This window comes from Pseudomonas sp. 910_21 (assembly GCF_052850735.1).
The window spans coordinates 553,313-572,506 of sequence record NZ_VXCY01000002.1; the positions used below are offsets into that span (position 1 = coordinate 553,313).

Sequence of the window (19,194 nt, forward strand, 5' to 3'; positions counted from 1 at the left end):
TAACAGGCCTCCCACCATCAGGCATAATCGCGCTCCCTGCCTAACAATAAGGACGGCCCCGGTGAGTTCAGTCAGTAAGTCGATTTTGTTGGTTGACGACGATCAGGAAATTCGCGAGCTGCTGGAAACCTACCTCAGCCGCTGCGGTTTCCAGGTGCGCACCACCGCCGATGGCGCCGGCTTTCGCCAGGCCCTGAGCGAGGCGCCCAGCGACCTGGTGATCCTCGACGTGATGCTGCCCGACGAAGACGGCTTCAGCCTGTGCCGCTGGATTCGCCAGCATCCACGGCGCAGCCAGGTGCCGATCATCATGCTCACCGCCAGTTCCGACGAGGCCGACCGGGTCATCGGCCTGGAGCTGGGGGCCGACGACTATCTGGGCAAACCCTTCAGCCCCCGCGAACTGCAGGCACGGATCAAGGCCCTGCTGCGCCGCGCCCAGTTCGCTCAGGAGCGGGTTGCCGGCGAAGTGTTGTGCTTCGACGAGTGGCGCCTGGATGTGATCAGTCATCGGTTGTTTCATAACGACGGCGAGGAGGTGATCCTCTCCGGCGCCGACTTCGCCCTGCTCAAGCTGTTCCTCGACCACCCCCAGGAAATCCTCGATCGCGACACCATCGGCAACGCCACCCGCGGGCGCGACCTGATGCCCCTGGACCGCATCGTCGACATGGCCGTCAGCCGCCTGCGCCAGCGTCTGCGGGACACGGAAAAGCCGCCGCGGCTGATCCGTACCGTGCGTGGCAGTGGCTATCAATTGGCAGCCAATGTGGTTGCCGGCAATGGTCACTGAGGCGTTGCGCGGGGTATTGCGACGGGTGCCGATGCCCCGCTCTCTACTGGGGCGCATGCTCCTGCTGACCTTGCTGGCGGTGTTGTTTGCCCAGGCCCTGTCCAGCGTGATCTGGGTTTCACAATTGCGCGCCACCCAGCTCGAGGGCCTGGTGACCAGCGCCCGCAGCCTGGCTCACTCGATGACCGCCAGCGTCAGCTACCTGCGTTCGCTGCCGGTGGCTTATCGCCCCTTGGTGCTCGACCAGTTGCGCAGCATGGGCGGTACTCGTTTTGTCGTGACCCTCAATGACAAGCCCCTGGGCATGCAGGTGCTGCCCGCCACCCCGCGTAAAGAGGCGGTATTGCAGGCGGTGGAGCAAGTGTTGCGCCAGTCCCTGGGCAACGACGCGGACATTTCCGTGACCTTTGTCAGCCCCGATGATCTGCGGATCTTCAATGGCGGCCTCAAACTCGATGAACTGCCCCGCTCCTGGGCCCATTACGCCCTGACCCTTGAGCCGGTGAACCCACCGGTGCTGGTGACCCAGATCCAGATGGCCCCGGGAGAATGGCTGTACATCGCCTCGCTCCTGCCCGAGCCCTACACCAGCCTCGAAGAACAGGGCCTGCCGGCGCAGCAAGTGTGGTTCATCCTTCTTACCAGCGGTTTTCTGCTGCTGTTCATCGGCCTGCTGGTGCACTGGCAGAGTCGGCCCCTCAAGCGCCTGGCCCGGGCGGCTCGGGACATGTCCCTGGGGGCGGATGTCGAGCCGGTAGCGGAGGGCGGCGGCAGTGAAGTGGTGGAGGTGGGCCGGGCCTTCAACAGCATGCGCGAACGCATCAGTCGCTACCTGACCGAGCGCAGCCAGCTGTTCAGCGCCATCTCCCATGACCTGCGCACCCCCATTACCCGCCTGCGCCTGCGGGTGGAACTGCTGGAGGACGAGCAATTGCAAACCAAGTTCGGTCGCGACCTGGACGAACTGGAGCTGCTGGTCAAAGGCGCGCTGCAATGCGTCAAGGACACCGACATCCACGAGAACATCGAACCGGTGGACCTCAATCAGGTACTCGACTGCCTGGTAGAGCCTTATCTGGCACCCAACGGCAATGGCCGCGTAACCCAGCAGGGCCGGGCCCTGGCCAGCTACCCGGGCAAGCCCCTGGCGCTCAAGCGCTGCATGGGCAACCTGATCGACAATGCCCTGAAGTACGGACAGAACGCTCACCTGCACATCGAAGACGACGACAGCGGCTTTGTCCTGCATGTCGACGACGAAGGCCCCGGCGTACCGGAGCAACGTCTGGAGCAAGTCTTCGAACCGCACTTCCGTCTTGCCGGCCAGCAGCAGGGCTACGGCCTGGGCCTGGGTATTGCGCGCAACATTGCCCACAGCCATGGCGGCGAAGTCAGCCTGCAGAACCTGCGCGAAGGCGGCCTGCGGGTAACCCTGTACCTGCCCCGGACCTTCGACTGACCTACCGGCCGGTGTAAGTGCTGGCTTGTGTAGGAGCTGGCTTGCCAGCGAAGGCGTCCTCAAGGGCGCTACAGCACTCAAGGGCCTCTTCGCCGGCAAGCCGGCTCCTACGGGACGGAGGGTAATGTCACCGTTTGGTGACATTGTGCGGGCCCTTCGTTACCTGCGGTTGCCGGCGGCTTGATTAGACTCAAGCCTTCGATAAAAACAACAACAGGTCACCCATGGACTCTCTTCCCCTGCCGCTGCGCAGTTGGCTGAACGCGCCCGCTCACCATTCCTGGCTCGCCGCCGAAGGCCAGCGCCTGCTGGATTTCGCCAAGGTTTCACGGCTCGCCGAAGGCTTCGGCAACCTCGATGCCCAGGGCTGCCTGCCCGTCGGCGCTCTGGCCGAAACCATGAACACCGCGCGCATGACCCACAGTTTTGCCATGGCCCATATCCAGGGCTTGCCGGGTTACGCCGGGCTGGTGGACCACGGCATCGCCGCCCTCATGGGCCCGTTGCGTGATGCCGAGCACGGTGGCTGGTTCGCCGTGGCCGGTCACGCGGATGGCAACAGCACCAAGGCTGCCTATCTGCATGCCTTTGTCGCCCTGGCCGCCAGCTCCGCAGTGGTGGCGCGGCGGCCCGGTGCCGAAGCCCTGCTCGCGGAGGCGATCCGGGTCATTGACGGGCATTTCTGGAGCGAGGAGGAGGGCGCCATGGGCGAGTCCTTCAACCGCGACTGGAGCGAGCAGGAAGCCTATCGCGGCGCCAACAGCAACATGCACGCCACCGAGGCCTTCCTGGCCCTGGCCGATGTCACCCAGGACCCGCGCTGGCTCAACCGCGCGCTGCGCATCGTCGAACGGGTGATCCATCAGCACGCCGCAGCCAATGACTTCATGGTGATCGAGCATTTCGATCCGTCCTGGCAGCCTGTGCGGGACTACAACCAGGCCTGCCCCGCCGACGGTTTCCGTCCCTTCGGCACCACGCCGGGCCACGGTTTCGAGTGGGCGCGCCTGCTGTTGCACCTGGATGCATCGCGGGTCCAGGCCGGCATGTTGACTCCGGGTTGGCTGGCGCTGGATGCGCAACGTTTGTTCGAGAGTAACTGTCGCTACGGCTGGGACGTGGACGGTGCCCCGGGCATTGTCTACACCCTGGACTGGGACAACCGGCCCGTGGTTCGCCAGCGTCTGCACTGGACTCACGCCGAGGCCAGCGCCGCCGCCAGCGCCTTGCTCAGGCGCACCGGCCAAGAGCAGTACGAGACCTGGTACCGGCTTTTCTGGGAGTTCTGCGAAGTGCATTTCATCGATCGCCAACAGGGTAGCTGGCATCACGAACTGGGCAGCGACAACCGCCCGGCCGCCGAAATCTGGGGCGGCAAGCCGGACCTCTATCACGCCTGGCAAGCCGTGCTGATTCCGCGTCTGCCCCTGGCGCCGAGCATGGCCTCGGCTTTGGCCCAAGCGTCTGTTCCGGGCCTTGTGTAACCATGTCGTGACATTTCCCCGTCGCTTCGTTACCCGAACGTTCGACTAGGCTGTTTAGACTCGTGTGCAGCGCAAGCACCAGACTTGCATGCATAACAACAAGAAAGGTACTTCAAATGAATGCGATTTCTCGCCTCGCCACTGTCATTTCCCTTGCCTCTCTGTTTCCCCTGAGTGCCCTCGCCGCCGATTCCAAAGGTTCCGTGGAAGTCGTCCACTGGTGGACTTCGGGTGGTGAAAAAGCCGCCGTCGATGTGCTCAAGGCCCAAGTGGAAAAAGACGGTTTCACCTGGAAGGACGGCGCCGTCGCCGGTGGTGGCGGTTCGACCGCGATGACCGTGCTGAAAAGCCGCGCCGTGGCCGGCAACCCACCGGGTGTGGCACAGATCAAGGGCCCGGACATCCAGGAGTGGGGCAGCACCGGCTTGCTCAGCACCGACACCCTCAAGGACGTGGCCAAGGCGGAAAACTGGGACGGCCTGCTGTCGTCCAAGGTGGCCAATACCGTCAAGTACGAAGGTGACTACGTCGCGGTGCCGGTGAACATCCACCGGGTCAACTGGCTGTGGATCAACCCTGAAGTGTTCAAGAAGGCCGGGATCGACAAGGCTCCGACCACCCTCGAAGAGTTCTATGCCGCTGGCGACAAGCTCAAGGCTGCGGGCTTCATTGCCCTGGCCCACGGAGGTCAGCCGTGGCAGGACAGCACCGTATTCGAAGATGTGGTGCTGTCGGTGATGGGCCCTGAGGGCTACAAGAAAGCCCTGGTGGACCTGGACCAGAAAACCCTCTCCGGCGCGCAAATGACCAAGGCCTTCACCGAGCTGAAGAAGATCACCGGCTACATGGACCCCAACCGCGCCGGGCGTGACTGGAACATCGCTGCCGCCGACGTGATCGGCGGCAAGGCCGGCATGCAGATGATGGGCGACTGGGCCAAGAGTGAATGGACGGCGGCGAAGAAAGTCGCCGGCAAGGACTACCAGTGCGTGCCGTTCCCGGGCACCGACAAGGCTTTCACCTACAACATCGACTCCCTGGCGGTGTTCAAGCTCAAGGCCGATCGCAAAGGTGATATCGCCGCTCAGCAAGACCTGGCCAAGGTCGCCCTGGGCAAGGACTTCCAGAAGGTCTTCAGCATCAACAAGGGCTCGATCCCGGTACGTACCGACATGCTCAATGCCATGAGTACCGAGGGCTTCGACTCCTGTGCGCAAGCCGCGGCCAAGGATTTCCTGGCCGACGAGAAGACCGGCGGCCTGCAGCCGAGCATGGCGCACAACATGGCCACTTCCCTGGCGGTGCAGGGCGCGATCTTCGACGTGGTGACCAACTTCATGAACGACAAGGATGCGGACCCGGCCAAGGCCAGTGCGCAACTGGCCTCGGCGGTCAAGGCCGCGCAGTAAGGTCCGGCGCCGCAGGTTCGCCTGCGGCTCGTTGTCCACCTCTCCCTGTGTAGGAGCCGGCTCGCCGGCGAAGCGCCGTGCCCGGTACATCGTGTCGTGCCGTTCGCTGGCGAGCCGGTTCCTGCAGGCAGAGGTTCCATTTCTTCAACCGGGTTATTGCGATGAGCTCTGTGGCGGTTTTCAGCAAGGCCTCACCCCTGGACGCACTGCAGCGCTGGCTGCCCAAGCTGGTGCTGGCGCCAAGCATGGTGATCGTGCTGGTGGGGTTCTATGGCTACATCATCTGGACGTTCATTCTGTCCTTTACCAATTCCAGCTTCATGCCGAGCTACAAGTGGGTCGGCCTGCAGCAGTACCTGCGCTTGATGGACAACGACCGCTGGTGGGTGGCGAGCAAGAACCTCGCGCTCTTTGGCGGCATGTTCATCGCCATCAGCCTGGTGCTGGGGGTGTTCCTGGCGGTGTTGCTGGACCAGCGCATCCGCAAGGAAGGCTTCATTCGCACCGTGTACCTGTACCCCATGGCACTGTCGATGATTGTTACCGGCACCGCCTGGAAGTGGCTGCTCAACCCTGGCCTGGGTCTGGACAAGATGCTCCGTGACTGGGGCTGGGAAGGCTTTCGTCTGGACTGGCTGGTGGATCAGGACCGGGTGGTCTATTGCCTGGTGATCGCTGCCGTGTGGCAGGCCTCGGGCTTTGTCATGGCGATGTTCCTGGCCGGCCTGCGGGGTGTCGACCAGTCGATCATCCGCGCTGCCCAGGTGGACGGTGCGAGCCTGCCGACCATCTACCTGAGGATCGTCCTGCCGAGCCTGCGCCCGGTGTTCTTCAGTGCCTTCATGATCCTCGCCCACATCGCCATCAAGAGCTTCGATCTGGTGGCGGCGATGACCGCGGGTGGCCCGGGCTACTCCTCCGATTTGCCGGCGATGTTCATGTATTCCTTTACCTTCAGCCGTGGCCAGATGGGCATCGGTTCCGCCAGTGCCATGCTGATGCTGGGGGCCGTGCTGACCATTCTGGTGCCGTACCTGTACTCCGAACTGCGAGGCAAGCGCCATGAATAACTCCCTCGCCAAGCCAACCCTGAATTTCAGTCGGATCGCCATCTACGCCACGCTGTTGCTGGCGGCGGCGGTGTACCTGATTCCGTTGGTGGTGATGCTGCTCACCAGCTTCAAGACCCCCGAAGACATCCGCACCGGCAACCTGCTGAGCTGGCCTCAGGTGGTGGACGGCATCGGCTGGATCAAGGCCTGGGACACCGTGGGCGGCTACTTCTGGAATTCGGTGAAGATCACCGTGCCGGCGGTACTGATCTCCACGTTCATCGGTGCAATGAACGGCTACGTGCTGTCGATGTGGCGCTTTCGCGGCTCCCAGCTGTTCTTCGGCCTGCTGCTGTTCGGCTGCTTCCTGCCGTTCCAGACTGTGCTGCTGCCGGCCTCGTTCACCCTTGGCAAGTTCGGCCTGGCCAACACCACCACCGGTCTGGTGCTGGTGCACGTGGTCTACGGCCTGGCCTTCACCACGCTGTTTTTCCGCAACTACTACGTGAGCATCCCCGATGCCCTGGTCAAGGCGGCGCGCCTGGACGGCGCCGGGTTCTTCACCATCTTCGGCAAGATCCTGCTGCCGATGTCGGTGCCGATCATCATGGTCTGCCTGATCTGGCAGTTCACCCAGATCTGGAACGACTTCCTGTTCGGCGTGGTGTTTGCCAGCGGCGACGCGCAACCGATCACCGTGGCCCTGAACAACCTGGTGAACACCAGCACTGGGGCCAAGGAATACAACGTTGATATGGCGGCGGCGATGATCGCCGGGCTGCCGACACTGCTGGTCTACATCTTCGCCGGCAAGTATTTCCTGCGCGGGCTGACGTCCGGCGCGGTCAAGGGGTAAAGCATGGCAACTCTCGAATTACGCAACGTCAACAAGACCTACGGTGCCGGCCTGCCGGACACCCTGAAGAACATCGAGCTGAAGATCGACGACGGTGAGTTCCTGATCCTCGTCGGCCCGTCCGGCTGCGGTAAATCCACCCTGATGAACTGCATCGCCGGGCTGGAGAACATCAGCGGCGGGGCGATCCTGGTGGATGATGCCGACATCAGCGGCATGAGCCCCAAGGACCGTGACATCGCCATGGTGTTCCAGTCCTACGCGCTGTACCCGACCATGAGCGTGCGCGACAACATCGCCTTCGGCCTGAAGATCCGCAAGATGCCCAGCGCCGAGATCGACGCGGAGGTGGCGCGGGTGGCCAAGCTGCTGCAGATCGAGCACCTGCTGACCCGCAAGCCGGGCCAGCTCTCCGGTGGCCAGCAGCAGCGGGTGGCCATGGGCCGGGCGCTGGCGCGGCGGCCGAAGATCTACCTGTTCGACGAACCGCTGTCCAACCTCGACGCCAAGCTGCGGGTCGAGATGCGCACCGAAATGAAACTGATGCACCAGCGCCTGAAGACCACCACGGTCTACGTCACCCACGATCAGATCGAAGCCATGACCCTGGGCGACAAGGTGGCGGTGATGAAGGACGGGATCATCCAGCAGTTCGGTACCCCGAAGCAGATCTACAACGACCCGGCCAACCTGTTCGTGGCGAGCTTTATCGGTTCGCCGCCGATGAACTTCATCCCCCTGCGCCTGCAACGCAAGGAAGGCCGCCTGCTGGCCCTGCTGGACAGTGGCCAGGCCCGTTGCGAGCTGCCTCTGGGTATGCAGGACGCGGGGCTTGAAGACCGTGAAGTGATCCTCGGCATTCGTCCGGAGCAGATTTCCCTGGCTCCCGCCGAAGCCAACGGTTTGCCGACCCTGCGCGCCGAGGTCCAGGTGATCGAGCCCACCGGTCCCGACACCCTGGTGTTCGTCACGCTCAATGGCACCAAGGTCTGCTGCCGCCTGGCTCCGGATCAGGCGCCCGAGGCCGGGGAAACCCTGACACTGCAGTTCGATCCGGCCCGAGTGCTGCTGTTCGATGCCCAGAGTGGCGAGCGCCTGGGAACGGCCGGCGCGCCTGTGTCCGAGCCCCGAAGCGGCAATGTGGCGCAGTTCAAGGGACGTTGAATCCGTGGCGGATGGCCTGTCATCCGTCGCACCCGCTGTAAACCGCGTTGGATAAATCGTTAATAACAATAAAGACGAGGATGTAGGGATGAAAAAGCAACACAGCAATACCCGGCTGCTTTGCCAGTTGTCAGCGGCTGCGGCATTGGTCCTGTCGGCCCATGCCATGGCTGACGAGGCGTTCAGCGCCGACTCCAAGTGGATGACCGGCGACTGGGGCGGTGAGCGCACCAAGCTGATCGAACAGGGGATCGACATCAAGGCCGACTACGTCGGTGAAATGGGCGCCAACCTGCATGGCGGCTACAACGACGACAAGACCGGGCGCTACAGCGACCAGTTCGGCCTCGGCGTGGCGTTCGATCTGCAGAAACTGCTGGGTTGGGACAACACCCAGGCCAAGATCCAACTGACCAACCGTAACGGTCAGAACATTTCCAACGACCGCATCGGCGACCCGCGTGCCGGCACCCTGAGCTCTTCCCAGGAGGTTTACGGTCGTGGCCATATGGTCCGTCTGACCCAACTGTGGATTCAGCACCAGTTCCTCGACGGCAAGCTGGACGTCAAGGCCGGTTACTTCGGCGAAGGCGAAGACTTCAACACCTTTCCCTGCGATTTCCAGAACCTGGCCTTCTGTGGCTCCCAGGTGGGCAACTGGGCCACCGGCATCTGGTACAACTGGCCGGTCAGCCAGGCGGCCCTGCGCATCAAGTACCACATCACTCCCGAGCTGTACGCGCAGATCGGCGCCTACAACCAGAACCCGTCGCAGTTGGAGCACGGCAACGGCTTCAAGCTCAGCGGCAGTGGTACCAAGGGCACCGTATTGCCGGTGGAACTGGTCTGGTCGCCCAAGCTCAACAGCCTGCCGGGCGAGTACCGCGTCGGTTACTACAAGAGCACGGCCGATGCCAATGATGTGCGCAAGGACGTCAACGGTCAGGATGCCGCGGACACGGGTGATGCCTATCGCGTGCACAACAGCAAGCACGGCTACTGGTTCGTCGGGCAGCAGCAACTCACCACGCACAATGGTGATGCTTCCCGTGGTCTGAACATCGCCGCCAACGCCACTTTCCATGACAAGGACACCAACGTCGTCGACAACTACCAGTCGTTGATGTTCGTGTACAAGGGGCCGTTCGATGCGCGTCCGAAGGATGACGTGGGCATCGGTTTTGCGCGTATCCACGTCAATGACGATGTGCGCAAGAACGCCCAGTTGATCAACGAGGACAACGGCATCAGCAACTATGACAATGCGCTGTACATGCCGCTGCGCGACACGGAATACAACTACGAGATCAACTACGGTTTCCACGTCACCAACTGGCTGACCGTGCGCCCCAACCTGCAGTACATCACTCACCCGGGCGGTGTGGATGAAGTGGATAACGCGTTGGTGGCCGGTCTGAAAATTCAGTCGGTGTTCTAGGGCTGTTGCGATAAGCTCCTTCTCTATGTGCGCATTTTGCGGATGGCCTGGGCCGTCCGCTTTTTTTTGTGGGGATGGCGCAGTCCCCCTGATGAATATCGAGACAGCAGTGATTTTCAGGACCGCGGCCCATGCATGAGCATCCGCTACAACGCTTTTTCAAATCCTTGCGCGAACGCCCGGTGTTCGCCTGGGAGCGCTATCAGCTGCGCGATGTGCTGGTGATCGATCATCCGCTGTGCCAGGCGGTGTTCAGTCGCCAGGGCGCACAGCTGCTGCACTTTCAGCCGGCCGGGCAGAAGCCCTGGCTGTGGTGCGCTGCGAAGTGGCCGCAAGTGGGGGCAATTCGCGGTGGGGTGCCGGTCTGCTGGCCCTGGTACGGGCGCCATCCCAGCGAAAATGCCTGGCCGTCCCACGGTTGGGCGCGGCTGTTGGACTGGAAGTTGCTGGACAGCAGCAGCGCTGACGACGGTGTGCGCCTGCACTGGCAATTGCAGTTGTGCGACTGGAAGGTCGACCTGCACGCGCACTTGGGGCAAAGCATGGATCTGCGTCTGAGCACCGAGCATCAGGACAGTGAACCTTGTCAGTTGAGTCAGGCTTTGCACGCCTACTGGCGTATTGGTGATGTCGGCGAGGTAGCGCTGTCTGGGCTTGATGGTGCCCAGGGGTACGACCAGTTGAACCGCCAGGTCTGTCAGCAGCAGGGCGAGTTGCGGGTCGAGGGCGGGTGCCAGCGGGTGTTCCAGCACGAAGGGGAGTTGCAGCTCAAGGATCACGCCTGGCAGCGTGAGTTATGCATTGATACCGGTGACGATGCTGACACCGTGGTCTGGCATCCCGGCACTCGGCCCTTGCTGGGGGTGAGCTGGAACGAGGTGTCGCGGTTCGTCTGTGTCGAAGCGGCTGCCGGGGGCACCGACAGCCTATGCCTGGCGCCGGGGGAGCAGGCGCACCTGAGTCTGCAGGCGCGCGCTGCGGTGTAGGAGCCGGCGAACGGAACTACCTCAATTGAACTCGTCGCCCACCGGATAGCGGCTGGCGTTGAGGCTTTCCTTGATCTTGCGCAGGTGCGGCTGGAAGTCCACGCCGCGGCGCAGGGTCATGCCGGTGGCCAGCACATCAAGCACGGTGAGCTGGATGATCCGCGACGTCATCGGCATGTAGATGTCGGTGTCTTCCGGTAGCGGAATGTTCAGGCTCAAGGTACTGGCCTTGGCCAGCGGCGAGTTTTCCGCGGTCAGCCCCAGCACCGAAGCGCCGTTTTCTCGGGCAATGCGCGCCACTTCCACCAACTCTCGGGTACGGCCGGTGTAGGAAATGATCACGAACAATTCGCCGGTGTGGGCCACCGAGGCGATCATGCGCTGCATCAATACGTCGGCATGGGCCGTCACTGCCAGGTTGAAGCGGAAAAATTTGTGCAGTGCATCCATGGCCACCGGGGCCGAGGCACCGAGGCCGAAGAAGTGGATCTGCCGAGCCTGAATCAACAGGTCAACGGCCTTGCTGATCAGGTTCGGGTCCAGGGCCTGGCATGCGCTGTCCAGGGAGGCAATGGCACTGCCGAAGATCTTTTGTGTGTAGGCTTCCGGGTTGTCGTCGGCCTCTACGGCGCGGCTGACGTACGCGGCGCCGCTGGCCAGGCTCTGGGCCAGTTGCAGCTTGAGTTCCGGGTAACCGCTGACACCGAACGAGCGGCAGAAGCGATTGACCGTCGGCTCGCTGACCGAGGCGGCCTGGGCCAGCGCAGCGATGCTGAAGCGAGTCGCCTGCTGCGGGTTGAGCAGGATGACTTCAGCGACTTTACGTTCCGCCTTGTTCAGTTCTTCAAGGCGGTTCTGGATCTGCTCCAGAAGATTTCGCACTCGGTCCATTAAAGTTTCCTAGATCGGCTAGTCAGGCGCAGCGGCAGAGCCGCGACAAGCGCCTGCAATGCGAAGTTGAGAGGTGGCCTATCCTACTGATGGCCTGGATCGACCACCACCTGGAATCTGTATTTTGTAAAAATGTTGTGTTTATTACTACATTTTTCCTTGAGTGATGCCTTGAAAAAAGGTATTTGTAGCTTAACTTGATAAAAGAACAAACATCATGCCTTCGATAACGGTTGAACCCTGCACTTTTGCCTTGTTCGGCGCGCTGGGCGATCTGGCGCTGCGTAAGCTGTTTCCTGCCTTGTACCAACTCGATGCCGCCGGTCTGTTGCATGACGACACGCGGATTCTGGCCCTGGCCCGTGAGCCGGGCACCGAGCAAGAGCACCTGGCGAATATCGAAACCGAGCTGCGCAAGTACGTCGGCGACAAGGACATCGATAGCGCCGTCCTGCAGACTTTTCTCGCTCGCCTGAGCTACCTGCATGTGGACTTCCTCAAGGCCGAGGACTACGTGGCCCTGGCCGAGCGCGCTGGCAGCGAACAGCGCCTGATCGCCTACTTCGCCACCCCGGCGGCGGTGTATGGCGCGATCTGCGAGAACCTGTCCAGGGTCGGGCTCAACCAGCACACTCGCGTGGTCCTGGAAAAGCCCATTGGTTCGGACCTGGATTCGTCGCGCAAGGTCAACGACGCGGTGGCCCAGTTCTTCCCGGAAAATCGCATCTATCGGATCGACCACTATCTGGGCAAGGAGACGGTGCAGAACCTGATCGCCCTGCGTTTCGCCAACAGCCTGTTCGAAACCCAGTGGAACCAGAACTACATCTCCCACGTGGAAATCACCGTGGCCGAGAAGGTTGGCATCGAAGGCCGTTGGGGCTATTTCGACAAGGCCGGCCAGCTGCGGGACATGATCCAGAACCACTTGCTGCAGTTGCTGTGCCTGATCGCCATGGACCCGCCGGCCGACCTGTCCGCCGACAGCATCCGTGACGAGAAGGTCAAGGTGCTCAAGGCCCTGGCGCCCATCAGCCCGGAAGGCCTGACCACCCAGGTGGTGCGTGGCCAGTACATTGCCGGTCACAGCGAGGGCCAATCGGTTCCGGGTTACCTGGAGGAAGAAAACTCCAACACCCAGAGCGACACCGAAACCTTCGTTGCCCTGCGAGCCGATATCCGCAACTGGCGTTGGGCCGGAGTGCCGTTCTACCTGCGCACCGGCAAGCGCATGCCGCAGAAGTTGTCGCAGATCGTCATCCACTTCAAAGAGCCTTCGCACTATATCTTCGCCCCCGAGCAGCGCCTGCAGATCAGCAACAAGCTGATCATCCGCCTGCAACCGGACGAAGGTATTTCCCTGCGGGTGATGACCAAGGAACAAGGCCTGGACAAGGGCATGCAACTGCGCAGCGGTCCGTTGCAGCTGAATTTTTCCGATACCTATCGCAGTGCGCGGATTCCCGATGCCTACGAGCGGTTGTTGCTGGAAGTGATGCGCGGCAATCAGAACCTGTTTGTCCGCAAAGATGAAATCGAAGCCGCGTGGAAGTGGTGTGACCAGTTGATCGCCGGGTGGAAGAAATCCGGTGATGCACCCAAGCCCTATGCGGCCGGGTCCTGGGGGCCGATGAGCTCCATTGCACTGATCACGCGGGACGGGAGGTCTTGGTATGGCGATATCTGATTTGCAACTGCCGGCGGGTGTAGCAACCCACGAATTCCGCAGCCCGACCCTGTTGGCTGAAGGCCAGGCACTGAGAGTGGCCGAGCTGCTGCGCGAGGCTATTGCCGTCCGTGGCAACGCGACCCTGGTGGTGTCCGGTGGCCGTAGCCCGGTGGGTTTTTTCCAGGCCCTGGTGAAGCAGGAGCTGGACTGGTCCAAGGTGCTGATTACTCTGGCGGACGAGCGTTGGGTGCCGGTGGAACATGCCGACAGCAATGCCGGCCTGCTCAAGCGCTATCTGCTCCAGGGGCCGGTGGCCAAGGCCAGCTTCCTCAGCCTCTATAGCGCTGCGGCCAACCTGGAAGAAGCGGCGCGGCAGGCGGATCGTCTGTTGTCCGAGTTGCCGGGTATCGATGTGCTGGTGCTGGGCATGGGCGATGACGGTCATACCGCCTCGCTGTTCCCCAACAGCCCGAACCTGGCCGAAGCGCTTCTGGTCGATGGCACCCGTCGCTGCTGGCCAATGCTGGCACCGACCGTGCCCCATCAGCGCCTGAGCATGAGCCGGGCCTTGCTGGCGTCGGCCCGCAATCAGCTGTTGTCGATTTCCGGTCAGTCCAAGCTGACCACCCTGAGTGCCGCACTGGCCGGTGACGCTGTTGCCGAAATGCCGATTCGCGCCTTCCTGCAAACCCCGTTAGAGATTTACTGGTGCCCATGAGCCAAGGATCAGCCGCTATGACAAACCTACCCCCGACCGTTTCCATGGCGGACAAAGTTGCCCTGATCGACAGCCTCTGCGCCAAGGCGCGGATTCTGCCGGTGATCACCATTGCCCGTGAGCAGGATGTGCTGCCACTGGCAGACGCCCTGGCGGCAGGCGGCCTGACGGCCCTGGAAGTGACTCTGCGTTCGCAGTTCGGCCTCAAGGCCATCCAGATCCTGCGCGAGCAGCGTCCGGAACTGGTGACCGGTGCCGGCACCGTGCTCGATCCGCAGATGCTGGCAGCGGCCGAAGCGGCGGGTTCGCAGTTCATCGTCACCCCGGGCATCACCCGTGACCTGTTGCAGGCCAGTGTGGCCAGCCCGATCCCGCTGTTGCCGGGGATCAGCAATGCTTCCGGGATCATGGAGGGGTATGCCCTGGGTTATCGCCGCTTCAAGCTGTTCCCGGCTGAAGTCAGCGGTGGCGTGGCGGCGATCAAGGCCCTGGGCGGTCCGTTCGGCGAGGTGAAATTCTGCCCGACGGGCGGCGTCGGCCCGGCCAATATCAAGAGCTACATGGCCTTGAAGAATGTGATGTGCGTGGGCGGTAGCTGGATGCTCGATCCCGAGTGGATCAAGAACGGCGACTGGGCACGGATTCAAGAGTGTACGGCCGAGGCCCTGTCTCTGCTGGACTGAAGTCTTTACCCGATTCGTTGGTGTGTTCTACGGCTTTACGGTGCGCTTGGTCGGTGCACCGTTTTTTTTTGCCTGGAGAAAAACTCCCCCCTTCGCGCAAGGGGGAAGAGTCATGGGTTGGCCAATTCGCCCAGGGCTTCGATCAAGTGCTGGATATGCTCAATAGGTGTCACCAGCCCCGGGGTGATGCGGATGCAGGGGCCAAAACCGGCACCGGTGCGGGTCACGGCGAACAGGTTGTAGTCGCGCAGCAGGCGCTCCACCAGGGCTTGCTGGTTGGTGTGGCGGGTAAAGCGCAGGGCGCTGATGGCGCAGCACAGGCGCGGATCTTGCGGGGTCAGGATTTCGATCCCTGGCGTCTCGCGGACTGCTTCGGTCCAGGTCGCGCGCAGGTAGTTCAGGCGTGCGCCCTTGGCCGCGGAACCGCCCATGGCTCGATGTTCCTCGAACACCAGGGGCAAGGTCATCAGCGCCGGGATGTTGGGTGTGCTGTAGGGCGTTCGAGCCCGGATGTCGTCGGCGGGGAAGTGGAACTCACCCATGTCCGGGTCGATATCCTCCAGGCGTTCCGGGTGGATATAGATAAAGCCCAGGCTCAGTGGCGCACCGATCCATTTGTGCAGGTTGAAGCCGGCAAAGACGATGCCCAGCCGGGGCAGGTCGAATTCGATCTGCCCCAGGGCATGGGCACCGTCGAGAATGATGTCGACCTGGTGTTCCCGGGCGGCGGCGGCAATGGCCTGGACTGGCATGACCAGTCCGCTGCGATGGGTGACATAGGTCAGCGGCATCAGCTTGAGTCGCGGGTAACGTTCGAACGCGCTTTTATAGGTGTCGAGCAGGCTGTCAAAACTGGCAGGGTGCTGGTGCTCGATCTCTATCACTTCCACACCCCGGTGACGGGCCAGCCAGCGCATCGCGCTTTTCACCGTGTCGTACTCCAGGTCGCTGAGCAGCACCTGGTCGCCGGGTTGCAGGCGGTTGTAGTTGCGGATCAAGGATTGCAGGGCGTCGGAAGCACAGCGGGTGAGGGCCACGGCATTCTCCGGGGCTTCCAGTAGGTCTGCCAGTTGGCCACGGATCTGCAGGGCCTCGATCTGTTCGAAGCGCTGACGGACATGCACCGAGTTGCTGCGGTTCACCCACTGGATATTGTGTTGATACTCCTCGGCCACCTTGCGAGTCATGCGCCCGAAATAGCCGTTCTCCAGATTGATCGGTCCGGGGTCGATGTCGAATTGCCGGGCGATCGCGCGCCAATGGTCTTCGTCGTGGGCAAGCGTTGCTGCAGTCCTTGGCATGGTGGGCTCTTTTTCAGTGACGGGGCTTGGGTTTGCCGTGTTTGGCGCGCAGCGGGTCCAGCAGGTCGGACAGGCCGTTGTGATCGATCTCCTGCATCAGGGCCAGCAGGCCGCCAAGCTCGCCCTTGGGAAAGCCTTCGCGGGCGAACCAATTCAGATAGGGGCCGGGCAGGTCGGCCAGGATGCGGCCCTTGTACTTGCCGAAGGGCATTTCCCGGGTGATCAGCAGTTCAAGTGTCTCGGGGGTCATGGCGCAACTTTCGTGTGATTCGAACGCCTTGGAAAATACAGGCATTCTGCATGCAGGCCAAATGACAGATCATGCAAATAACGCGGATACAGATTTTTCAATAAAAATTAAGTTATTGAAAATTAAGTAAAAAATATAAATTCAAAGTCTGGCATGGCGGGTGCAACGGTTAGCTCAGCAGTTAACTCAGTAGTTGACTCAACTCTCCTAACCCGCAAGGAACCAGAAAATGACTGACTTGAATAAAGAAGCAATTTCGGTGCTCAACAGCCTGATCGAGACCAGTAAGGATGGTCAGGAGGGGTTCAAGACCTGTGCCGAAGACATCAAGCACCCAGAACTCAAGGCGCTGTTCATCAAGCGCTCCACCGATTGCGCTACAGCCGCGGCAGAACTGCAGTCCGTGGTGCGTTCCATGGGCGGCGATCCGGAAACCTCCACCAGCGTCAGCGGCGATCTGCACCGTCGTTGGGTCGACCTCAAGTCACTGGTGACCGGCAAGGACGAGGAGTCGGTGCTCAACGAGGCCGAGCGTGGTGAAGACCATGCCTTGAAGTCCTATAAAGAGGCGCTGGAGAAAATCAGCAAGCACAACCTGGTGGGTATTCGTGATGTGGTGGAGCGCCAGTACCACGGCGTGCAACGCAATCATGATCAGGTCAAAGCCTTGCGCAACCAGGCCCGTGCCCGTTCGTAACCGTTAAAGCCTGTCAAAAACGCCAGCCAGTCTGGCGTTTTTTTATGTCCACGATTTAGTGCTGGACGTGAATTAGTTAGCTAGCTAATAATTAGCTCGCGCCCACTCGTGGCGATCCCGACTATGGTTATTCAGTCACACCGAGAGTCCTTGTTCGTGCCCATTACCTTGCAGGCCTTGCTTGCTCCCAGCCTTGCTGCCGTGCAGTTCGCGATCAAGACTCTGCTTGGTGGCGGCCTGGCGCTGTGGCTGGCGTTGCGTTGGGGCCTGGAGCAGCCGGCCTGGGCCCTGATGACTGCCTTCATCGTTGCCCAGCCGTTGTCCGGGATGGTGCTGCAGAAGGGCCTGGCACGGCTGCTGGGAACCCTGATTGGCACCCTCATGTCGGTGCTGTTCATGGGGCTGTTCGCCCAGACTCCCTGGCTGTTTCTGCTGGCCCTGGCGTTGTGGCTGGGCGTGTGCACCGCCAGTTCGACCCTGTTGCGCAGTGCCTGGTCCTACTCCTTTGTGCTGGCCGGCTACACCGTGGCGATCATTGCCTTGCCTGCCATCAGTCATCCTTTGGGGGTGTTCGATCAGGCGGTAGCCCGTTGCACGGAGATCTCCCTGGGGATCATCTGCGCCACTGCCAGCAGTGCCCTGATCTGGCCGATGCGGGTAGAGCGCCAACTGGCCGAGCAGGCCCGCAGCGCCTGGCAGAGTGGCATGCAGGCGGCCCGCGCGACCCTGGCCGGCGATGCCCTGGCGCGCAAGGGCCTGCTGGAAATTCTCGGGCGCATCGTCGCCGTGGATTCCCAGCGTGAACACGCCTGGTTCGAAGGCCCTTTGGGGCGACAGCGCGCTCGGGCCATCAGCGGCCTGAGCCAGAAGCTGCTGATGCTGTTGCGGATTTCCCGTTCGGTGCGGCGCCAGTGGAAACAACTGGACGCCGACGAAGCCCGGCAACTCCAGCCCTGGATGGATCAGGTTCAGCAGGCCCTGGCGGCGGCCGACAAAGCTGATCTACAGGCGCTGCGTCCACGCCTGCAGGAGGCTTCCCATGATCTTCAGGTCAGTCCGGCGCAGAGCTTTTGCCTGGCGCGTTTTGCCTTGTTGCTGGACACCGCCCTGGCGGCAACCCATGCCCTGGACGCGGTGCAGGAGGGGCGGGCGCCGGTGGAGCAACCGGCAACCCTGACTCCCCATCGTGATCTGTCGCTGGCCCTGGTATTCGGTGCCCGCAGTGCCTTGGCGTTTCTCACGGTGGCCAGCTTCTGGATGGCCACTGCCTGGCCTGCAGCCTCCGGGGCCATGCTCCTGACGTGCGTGGTCTGCAGCCTGTTCGCCAGCCGTGAGAACGGCGCGCAGATTGGCATGAGCTTCATGCGCGGAATCTTCCTGGCGATTCCGGCGGCGTTCCTGGTAGGGCAGATCCTCCTGCCTCAATGGAGCGGCTTTGCGATGTTGGCCATGGCCATGGGCGTGCCGCTGTTCTTCGGCGCCTTGGGCATGGCCAAGCCACAGATAGGCGCCACTGCCACTTCGTTCTGCCTGCATTTCATCGTGTTGATTTCGCCGATGAACCGCATGAGTTTCGATGTCGCCAGCTTCTTCAATAACGCCCAGGCCATGGTGCTGGGGGTGGGCGCTGCGGTCCTGGCCTTCCACCTGTTGATCCTGCGTAACCCGGCCTGGCATGGCCGGCGCCTGCTGGCGGCGACCCTGAGTGATCTGGTGCGTTTGACCCGGCGCAACCTGCGAGGCGCGGAAAGCTGGTTCGGCGGGCGCATGGCCGATCGCCTGCTGCAACTGGCCCGGCATTACCCGGAGTTGCCGGAGCCGGCCCGCAGTCGCTGGGACGATGGTCTGTTAGGCCTGGACATCGGCGATGAACTGATGCATTTGCGCCTGAGCCTGGCGGTGGCCCAGGTGCCGGTGAGTGCGGCGCAACGGGAGTATTTCGAGCAGTTGCAACGCATCCTCGAAGAGGGCCCGGCCGGTCGGCGCCAGGAAGCCCTGGCGGCGCCCAGTGCGGCCTTGCTCGAGGCTTTGGACCGGCAGCCACCCAGTGACGCGCTGAAGCTGGCCAAGGGTGCGGTGCTGCAATTGCAAAACAGCTGGCGCAGTTGGTGCCGGCAGCAGGAGGACAGTCATGGGGCTGCGTGAGTGGTCGTTGGGCGGGGTGCTGCTCAGCCCGTTCCTGATTTATGTGGTGCTGGCGCTGGTGGTTACTGGCGCCCTGCGGGTGCTGGTGCGGGTCACTGGGCTGGGGCGCTGGATCTGGCATGAAGCACTGTTCGATTGTGCCCTGTACGTCTGTGTGTTGACGGTGATCACTGTGGTCCTGGGACCTTTATGAGGAGTT

At 62.2% G+C, this 19,194-nt stretch carries 18 protein-coding genes; 15 read left to right on the forward strand and 3 right to left on the reverse strand.

Annotation, left to right across the window (positions count from 1 at the left end; genetic code table 11):
- Positions 1 to 61 precede the first annotated feature (61 nt).
- The 9 genes from FW796_RS07600 to FW796_RS07640 all read left to right on the forward strand — a co-directional run bounded on the left by FW796_RS07600 (position 62) and on the right by FW796_RS07640 (position 10,641).
- On the forward strand, positions 62 to 793 hold the full coding sequence (locus tag FW796_RS07600) for a response regulator (RefSeq protein WP_446439202.1): 732 nt from the start codon (positions 62 to 64) through the stop codon (positions 791 to 793).
- Entirely contained in the window at positions 783 to 2,252 is a 1,470-nt protein-coding gene (locus FW796_RS07605; protein WP_346632409.1) for an ATP-binding protein, read from the forward strand. Before FW796_RS07600 ends, FW796_RS07605 begins: the two co-directional genes overlap by 11 nt.
- 224 nt (positions 2,253 to 2,476) lie before the next feature.
- Complete coding sequence (locus tag FW796_RS07610; RefSeq protein ID WP_446439203.1) at positions 2,477 to 3,736, forward strand: D-mannose isomerase; 1,260 nt, start codon at positions 2,477 to 2,479, stop codon at positions 3,734 to 3,736.
- A gap of 116 nt (positions 3,737 to 3,852) precedes the next feature.
- Positions 3,853 to 5,145: an ABC transporter substrate-binding protein gene (locus tag FW796_RS07615; RefSeq protein WP_346632407.1), complete on the forward strand. Its 1,293-nt coding sequence runs from the start codon at positions 3,853 to 3,855 to the stop codon at positions 5,143 to 5,145.
- Positions 5,146 to 5,306: 161 nt separating this feature from the next.
- The gene (locus tag FW796_RS07620) at positions 5,307 to 6,215 is read left to right on the forward strand and encodes a carbohydrate ABC transporter permease (protein WP_346632406.1); all 909 of its coding nucleotides are present in this window, start codon (positions 5,307 to 5,309) and stop codon (positions 6,213 to 6,215) included.
- On the forward strand, positions 6,208 to 7,053 hold the full coding sequence (locus FW796_RS07625; RefSeq protein WP_346632405.1) for a carbohydrate ABC transporter permease: 846 nt from the start codon (positions 6,208 to 6,210) through the stop codon (positions 7,051 to 7,053). The genes FW796_RS07620 and FW796_RS07625 overlap by 8 nt, the downstream gene beginning before the upstream one ends.
- A gap of 3 nt (positions 7,054 to 7,056) precedes the next feature.
- Complete coding sequence (locus FW796_RS07630; protein ID WP_346632404.1) at positions 7,057 to 8,217, forward strand: ABC transporter ATP-binding protein; 1,161 nt, start codon at positions 7,057 to 7,059, stop codon at positions 8,215 to 8,217.
- A gap of 88 nt (positions 8,218 to 8,305) precedes the next feature.
- Complete coding sequence (locus FW796_RS07635; RefSeq protein WP_346632403.1) at positions 8,306 to 9,655, forward strand: carbohydrate porin; 1,350 nt, start codon at positions 8,306 to 8,308, stop codon at positions 9,653 to 9,655.
- 131 nt (positions 9,656 to 9,786) lie between these two features.
- The gene (locus FW796_RS07640) at positions 9,787 to 10,641 is read left to right on the forward strand and encodes a D-hexose-6-phosphate mutarotase (RefSeq protein ID WP_346632402.1); all 855 of its coding nucleotides are present in this window, start codon (positions 9,787 to 9,789) and stop codon (positions 10,639 to 10,641) included.
- A gap of 21 nt (positions 10,642 to 10,662) precedes the next feature.
- Here the strand turns inward: FW796_RS07640 and FW796_RS07645 are convergent, their stop codons facing one another.
- A complete protein-coding gene (locus tag FW796_RS07645) occupies positions 10,663 to 11,523 on the reverse strand; it encodes a MurR/RpiR family transcriptional regulator (protein ID WP_170001736.1) in 861 nt (286 codons plus the stop codon).
- A gap of 226 nt (positions 11,524 to 11,749) precedes the next feature.
- Between FW796_RS07645 and zwf the strand changes: the two genes are divergently transcribed.
- Genes zwf through FW796_RS07660 form a run of 3 tightly spaced genes read left to right on the forward strand, consistent with a single transcriptional unit; the run spans position 11,750 to position 14,602 of the window.
- Complete coding sequence (zwf, locus tag FW796_RS07650) at positions 11,750 to 13,219, forward strand: glucose-6-phosphate dehydrogenase (RefSeq protein WP_346632401.1); 1,470 nt, start codon at positions 11,750 to 11,752, stop codon at positions 13,217 to 13,219.
- Positions 13,206 to 13,919 carry a 6-phosphogluconolactonase gene (pgl, locus tag FW796_RS07655; RefSeq protein ID WP_446439204.1) on the forward strand — a complete coding sequence of 238 codons (714 nt, stop codon included), beginning with the start codon at positions 13,206 to 13,208 and terminating at the stop codon, positions 13,917 to 13,919. The genes zwf and pgl overlap by 14 nt, the downstream gene beginning before the upstream one ends.
- Before the next feature lie 17 nt (positions 13,920 to 13,936).
- On the forward strand, positions 13,937 to 14,602 hold the full coding sequence (locus tag FW796_RS07660) for a bifunctional 4-hydroxy-2-oxoglutarate aldolase/2-dehydro-3-deoxy-phosphogluconate aldolase (RefSeq protein ID WP_042940567.1): 666 nt from the start codon (positions 13,937 to 13,939) through the stop codon (positions 14,600 to 14,602).
- 110 nt (positions 14,603 to 14,712) lie between these two features.
- Here the strand turns inward: FW796_RS07660 and FW796_RS07665 are convergent, their stop codons facing one another.
- Together FW796_RS07665 and FW796_RS07670 are read right to left on the reverse strand one after the other, a co-directional pair.
- Positions 14,713 to 15,903, reverse strand: coding sequence for an aminotransferase class V-fold PLP-dependent enzyme (locus FW796_RS07665; protein ID WP_446439205.1), 1,191 nt, complete (start codon positions 15,901 to 15,903; stop codon positions 14,713 to 14,715).
- 13 nt (positions 15,904 to 15,916) lie between these two features.
- Positions 15,917 to 16,153: a DUF3820 family protein gene (locus FW796_RS07670; RefSeq protein WP_025126856.1), complete on the reverse strand. Its 237-nt coding sequence runs from the start codon at positions 16,151 to 16,153 to the stop codon at positions 15,917 to 15,919.
- Between the two features lie 229 nt (positions 16,154 to 16,382).
- Between FW796_RS07670 and FW796_RS07675 the strand changes: the two genes are divergently transcribed.
- The 3 genes from FW796_RS07675 to FW796_RS07685 all read left to right on the forward strand — a co-directional run bounded on the left by FW796_RS07675 (position 16,383) and on the right by FW796_RS07685 (position 19,188).
- On the forward strand, positions 16,383 to 16,850 hold the full coding sequence (locus tag FW796_RS07675; RefSeq protein ID WP_346632397.1) for a ferritin-like domain-containing protein: 468 nt from the start codon (positions 16,383 to 16,385) through the stop codon (positions 16,848 to 16,850).
- A 156-nt stretch (positions 16,851 to 17,006) separates the two neighbouring features.
- Positions 17,007 to 18,995 carry an FUSC family protein gene (locus FW796_RS07680; protein ID WP_446439308.1) on the forward strand — a complete coding sequence of 663 codons (1,989 nt, stop codon included), beginning with the start codon at positions 17,007 to 17,009 and terminating at the stop codon, positions 18,993 to 18,995.
- On the forward strand, positions 18,982 to 19,188 hold the full coding sequence (locus FW796_RS07685; protein ID WP_346632396.1) for a DUF1656 domain-containing protein: 207 nt from the start codon (positions 18,982 to 18,984) through the stop codon (positions 19,186 to 19,188). The genes FW796_RS07680 and FW796_RS07685 overlap by 14 nt, the downstream gene beginning before the upstream one ends.
- The last annotated feature ends 6 nt before the right edge of the window (positions 19,189 to 19,194 follow it).

Coding starts and splice junctions, on each gene's coding strand:
- FW796_RS07605 (WP_346632409.1), top strand. CDS start 783: ATGGTCACTGAGGCGTTGCGCGGGGTATTGCGACGGGTGCCGATGCCC.
- FW796_RS07610 (WP_446439203.1), top strand. CDS start 2,477: ATGGACTCTCTTCCCCTGCCGCTGCGCAGTTGGCTGAACGCGCCCGCT.
- FW796_RS07615 (WP_346632407.1), top strand. CDS start 3,853: ATGAATGCGATTTCTCGCCTCGCCACTGTCATTTCCCTTGCCTCTCTG.
- FW796_RS07620 (WP_346632406.1), top strand. CDS start 5,307: ATGAGCTCTGTGGCGGTTTTCAGCAAGGCCTCACCCCTGGACGCACTG.
- FW796_RS07625 (WP_346632405.1), top strand. CDS start 6,208: ATGAATAACTCCCTCGCCAAGCCAACCCTGAATTTCAGTCGGATCGCC.
- FW796_RS07630 (WP_346632404.1), top strand. CDS start 7,057: ATGGCAACTCTCGAATTACGCAACGTCAACAAGACCTACGGTGCCGGC.
- FW796_RS07635 (WP_346632403.1), top strand. CDS start 8,306: ATGAAAAAGCAACACAGCAATACCCGGCTGCTTTGCCAGTTGTCAGCG.
- FW796_RS07640 (WP_346632402.1), top strand. CDS start 9,787: ATGCATGAGCATCCGCTACAACGCTTTTTCAAATCCTTGCGCGAACGC.
- zwf (WP_346632401.1), top strand. CDS start 11,750: ATGCCTTCGATAACGGTTGAACCCTGCACTTTTGCCTTGTTCGGCGCG.
- pgl (WP_446439204.1), top strand. CDS start 13,206: ATGGCGATATCTGATTTGCAACTGCCGGCGGGTGTAGCAACCCACGAA.
- FW796_RS07660 (WP_042940567.1), top strand. CDS start 13,937: ATGACAAACCTACCCCCGACCGTTTCCATGGCGGACAAAGTTGCCCTG.
- FW796_RS07665 (WP_446439205.1), bottom strand. CDS start 15,903: ATGCCAAGGACTGCAGCAACGCTTGCCCACGACGAAGACCATTGGCGC.
- FW796_RS07670 (WP_025126856.1), bottom strand. CDS start 16,153: ATGACCCCCGAGACACTTGAACTGCTGATCACCCGGGAAATGCCCTTC.
- FW796_RS07675 (WP_346632397.1), top strand. CDS start 16,383: ATGACTGACTTGAATAAAGAAGCAATTTCGGTGCTCAACAGCCTGATC.
- FW796_RS07685 (WP_346632396.1), top strand. CDS start 18,982: ATGGGGCTGCGTGAGTGGTCGTTGGGCGGGGTGCTGCTCAGCCCGTTC.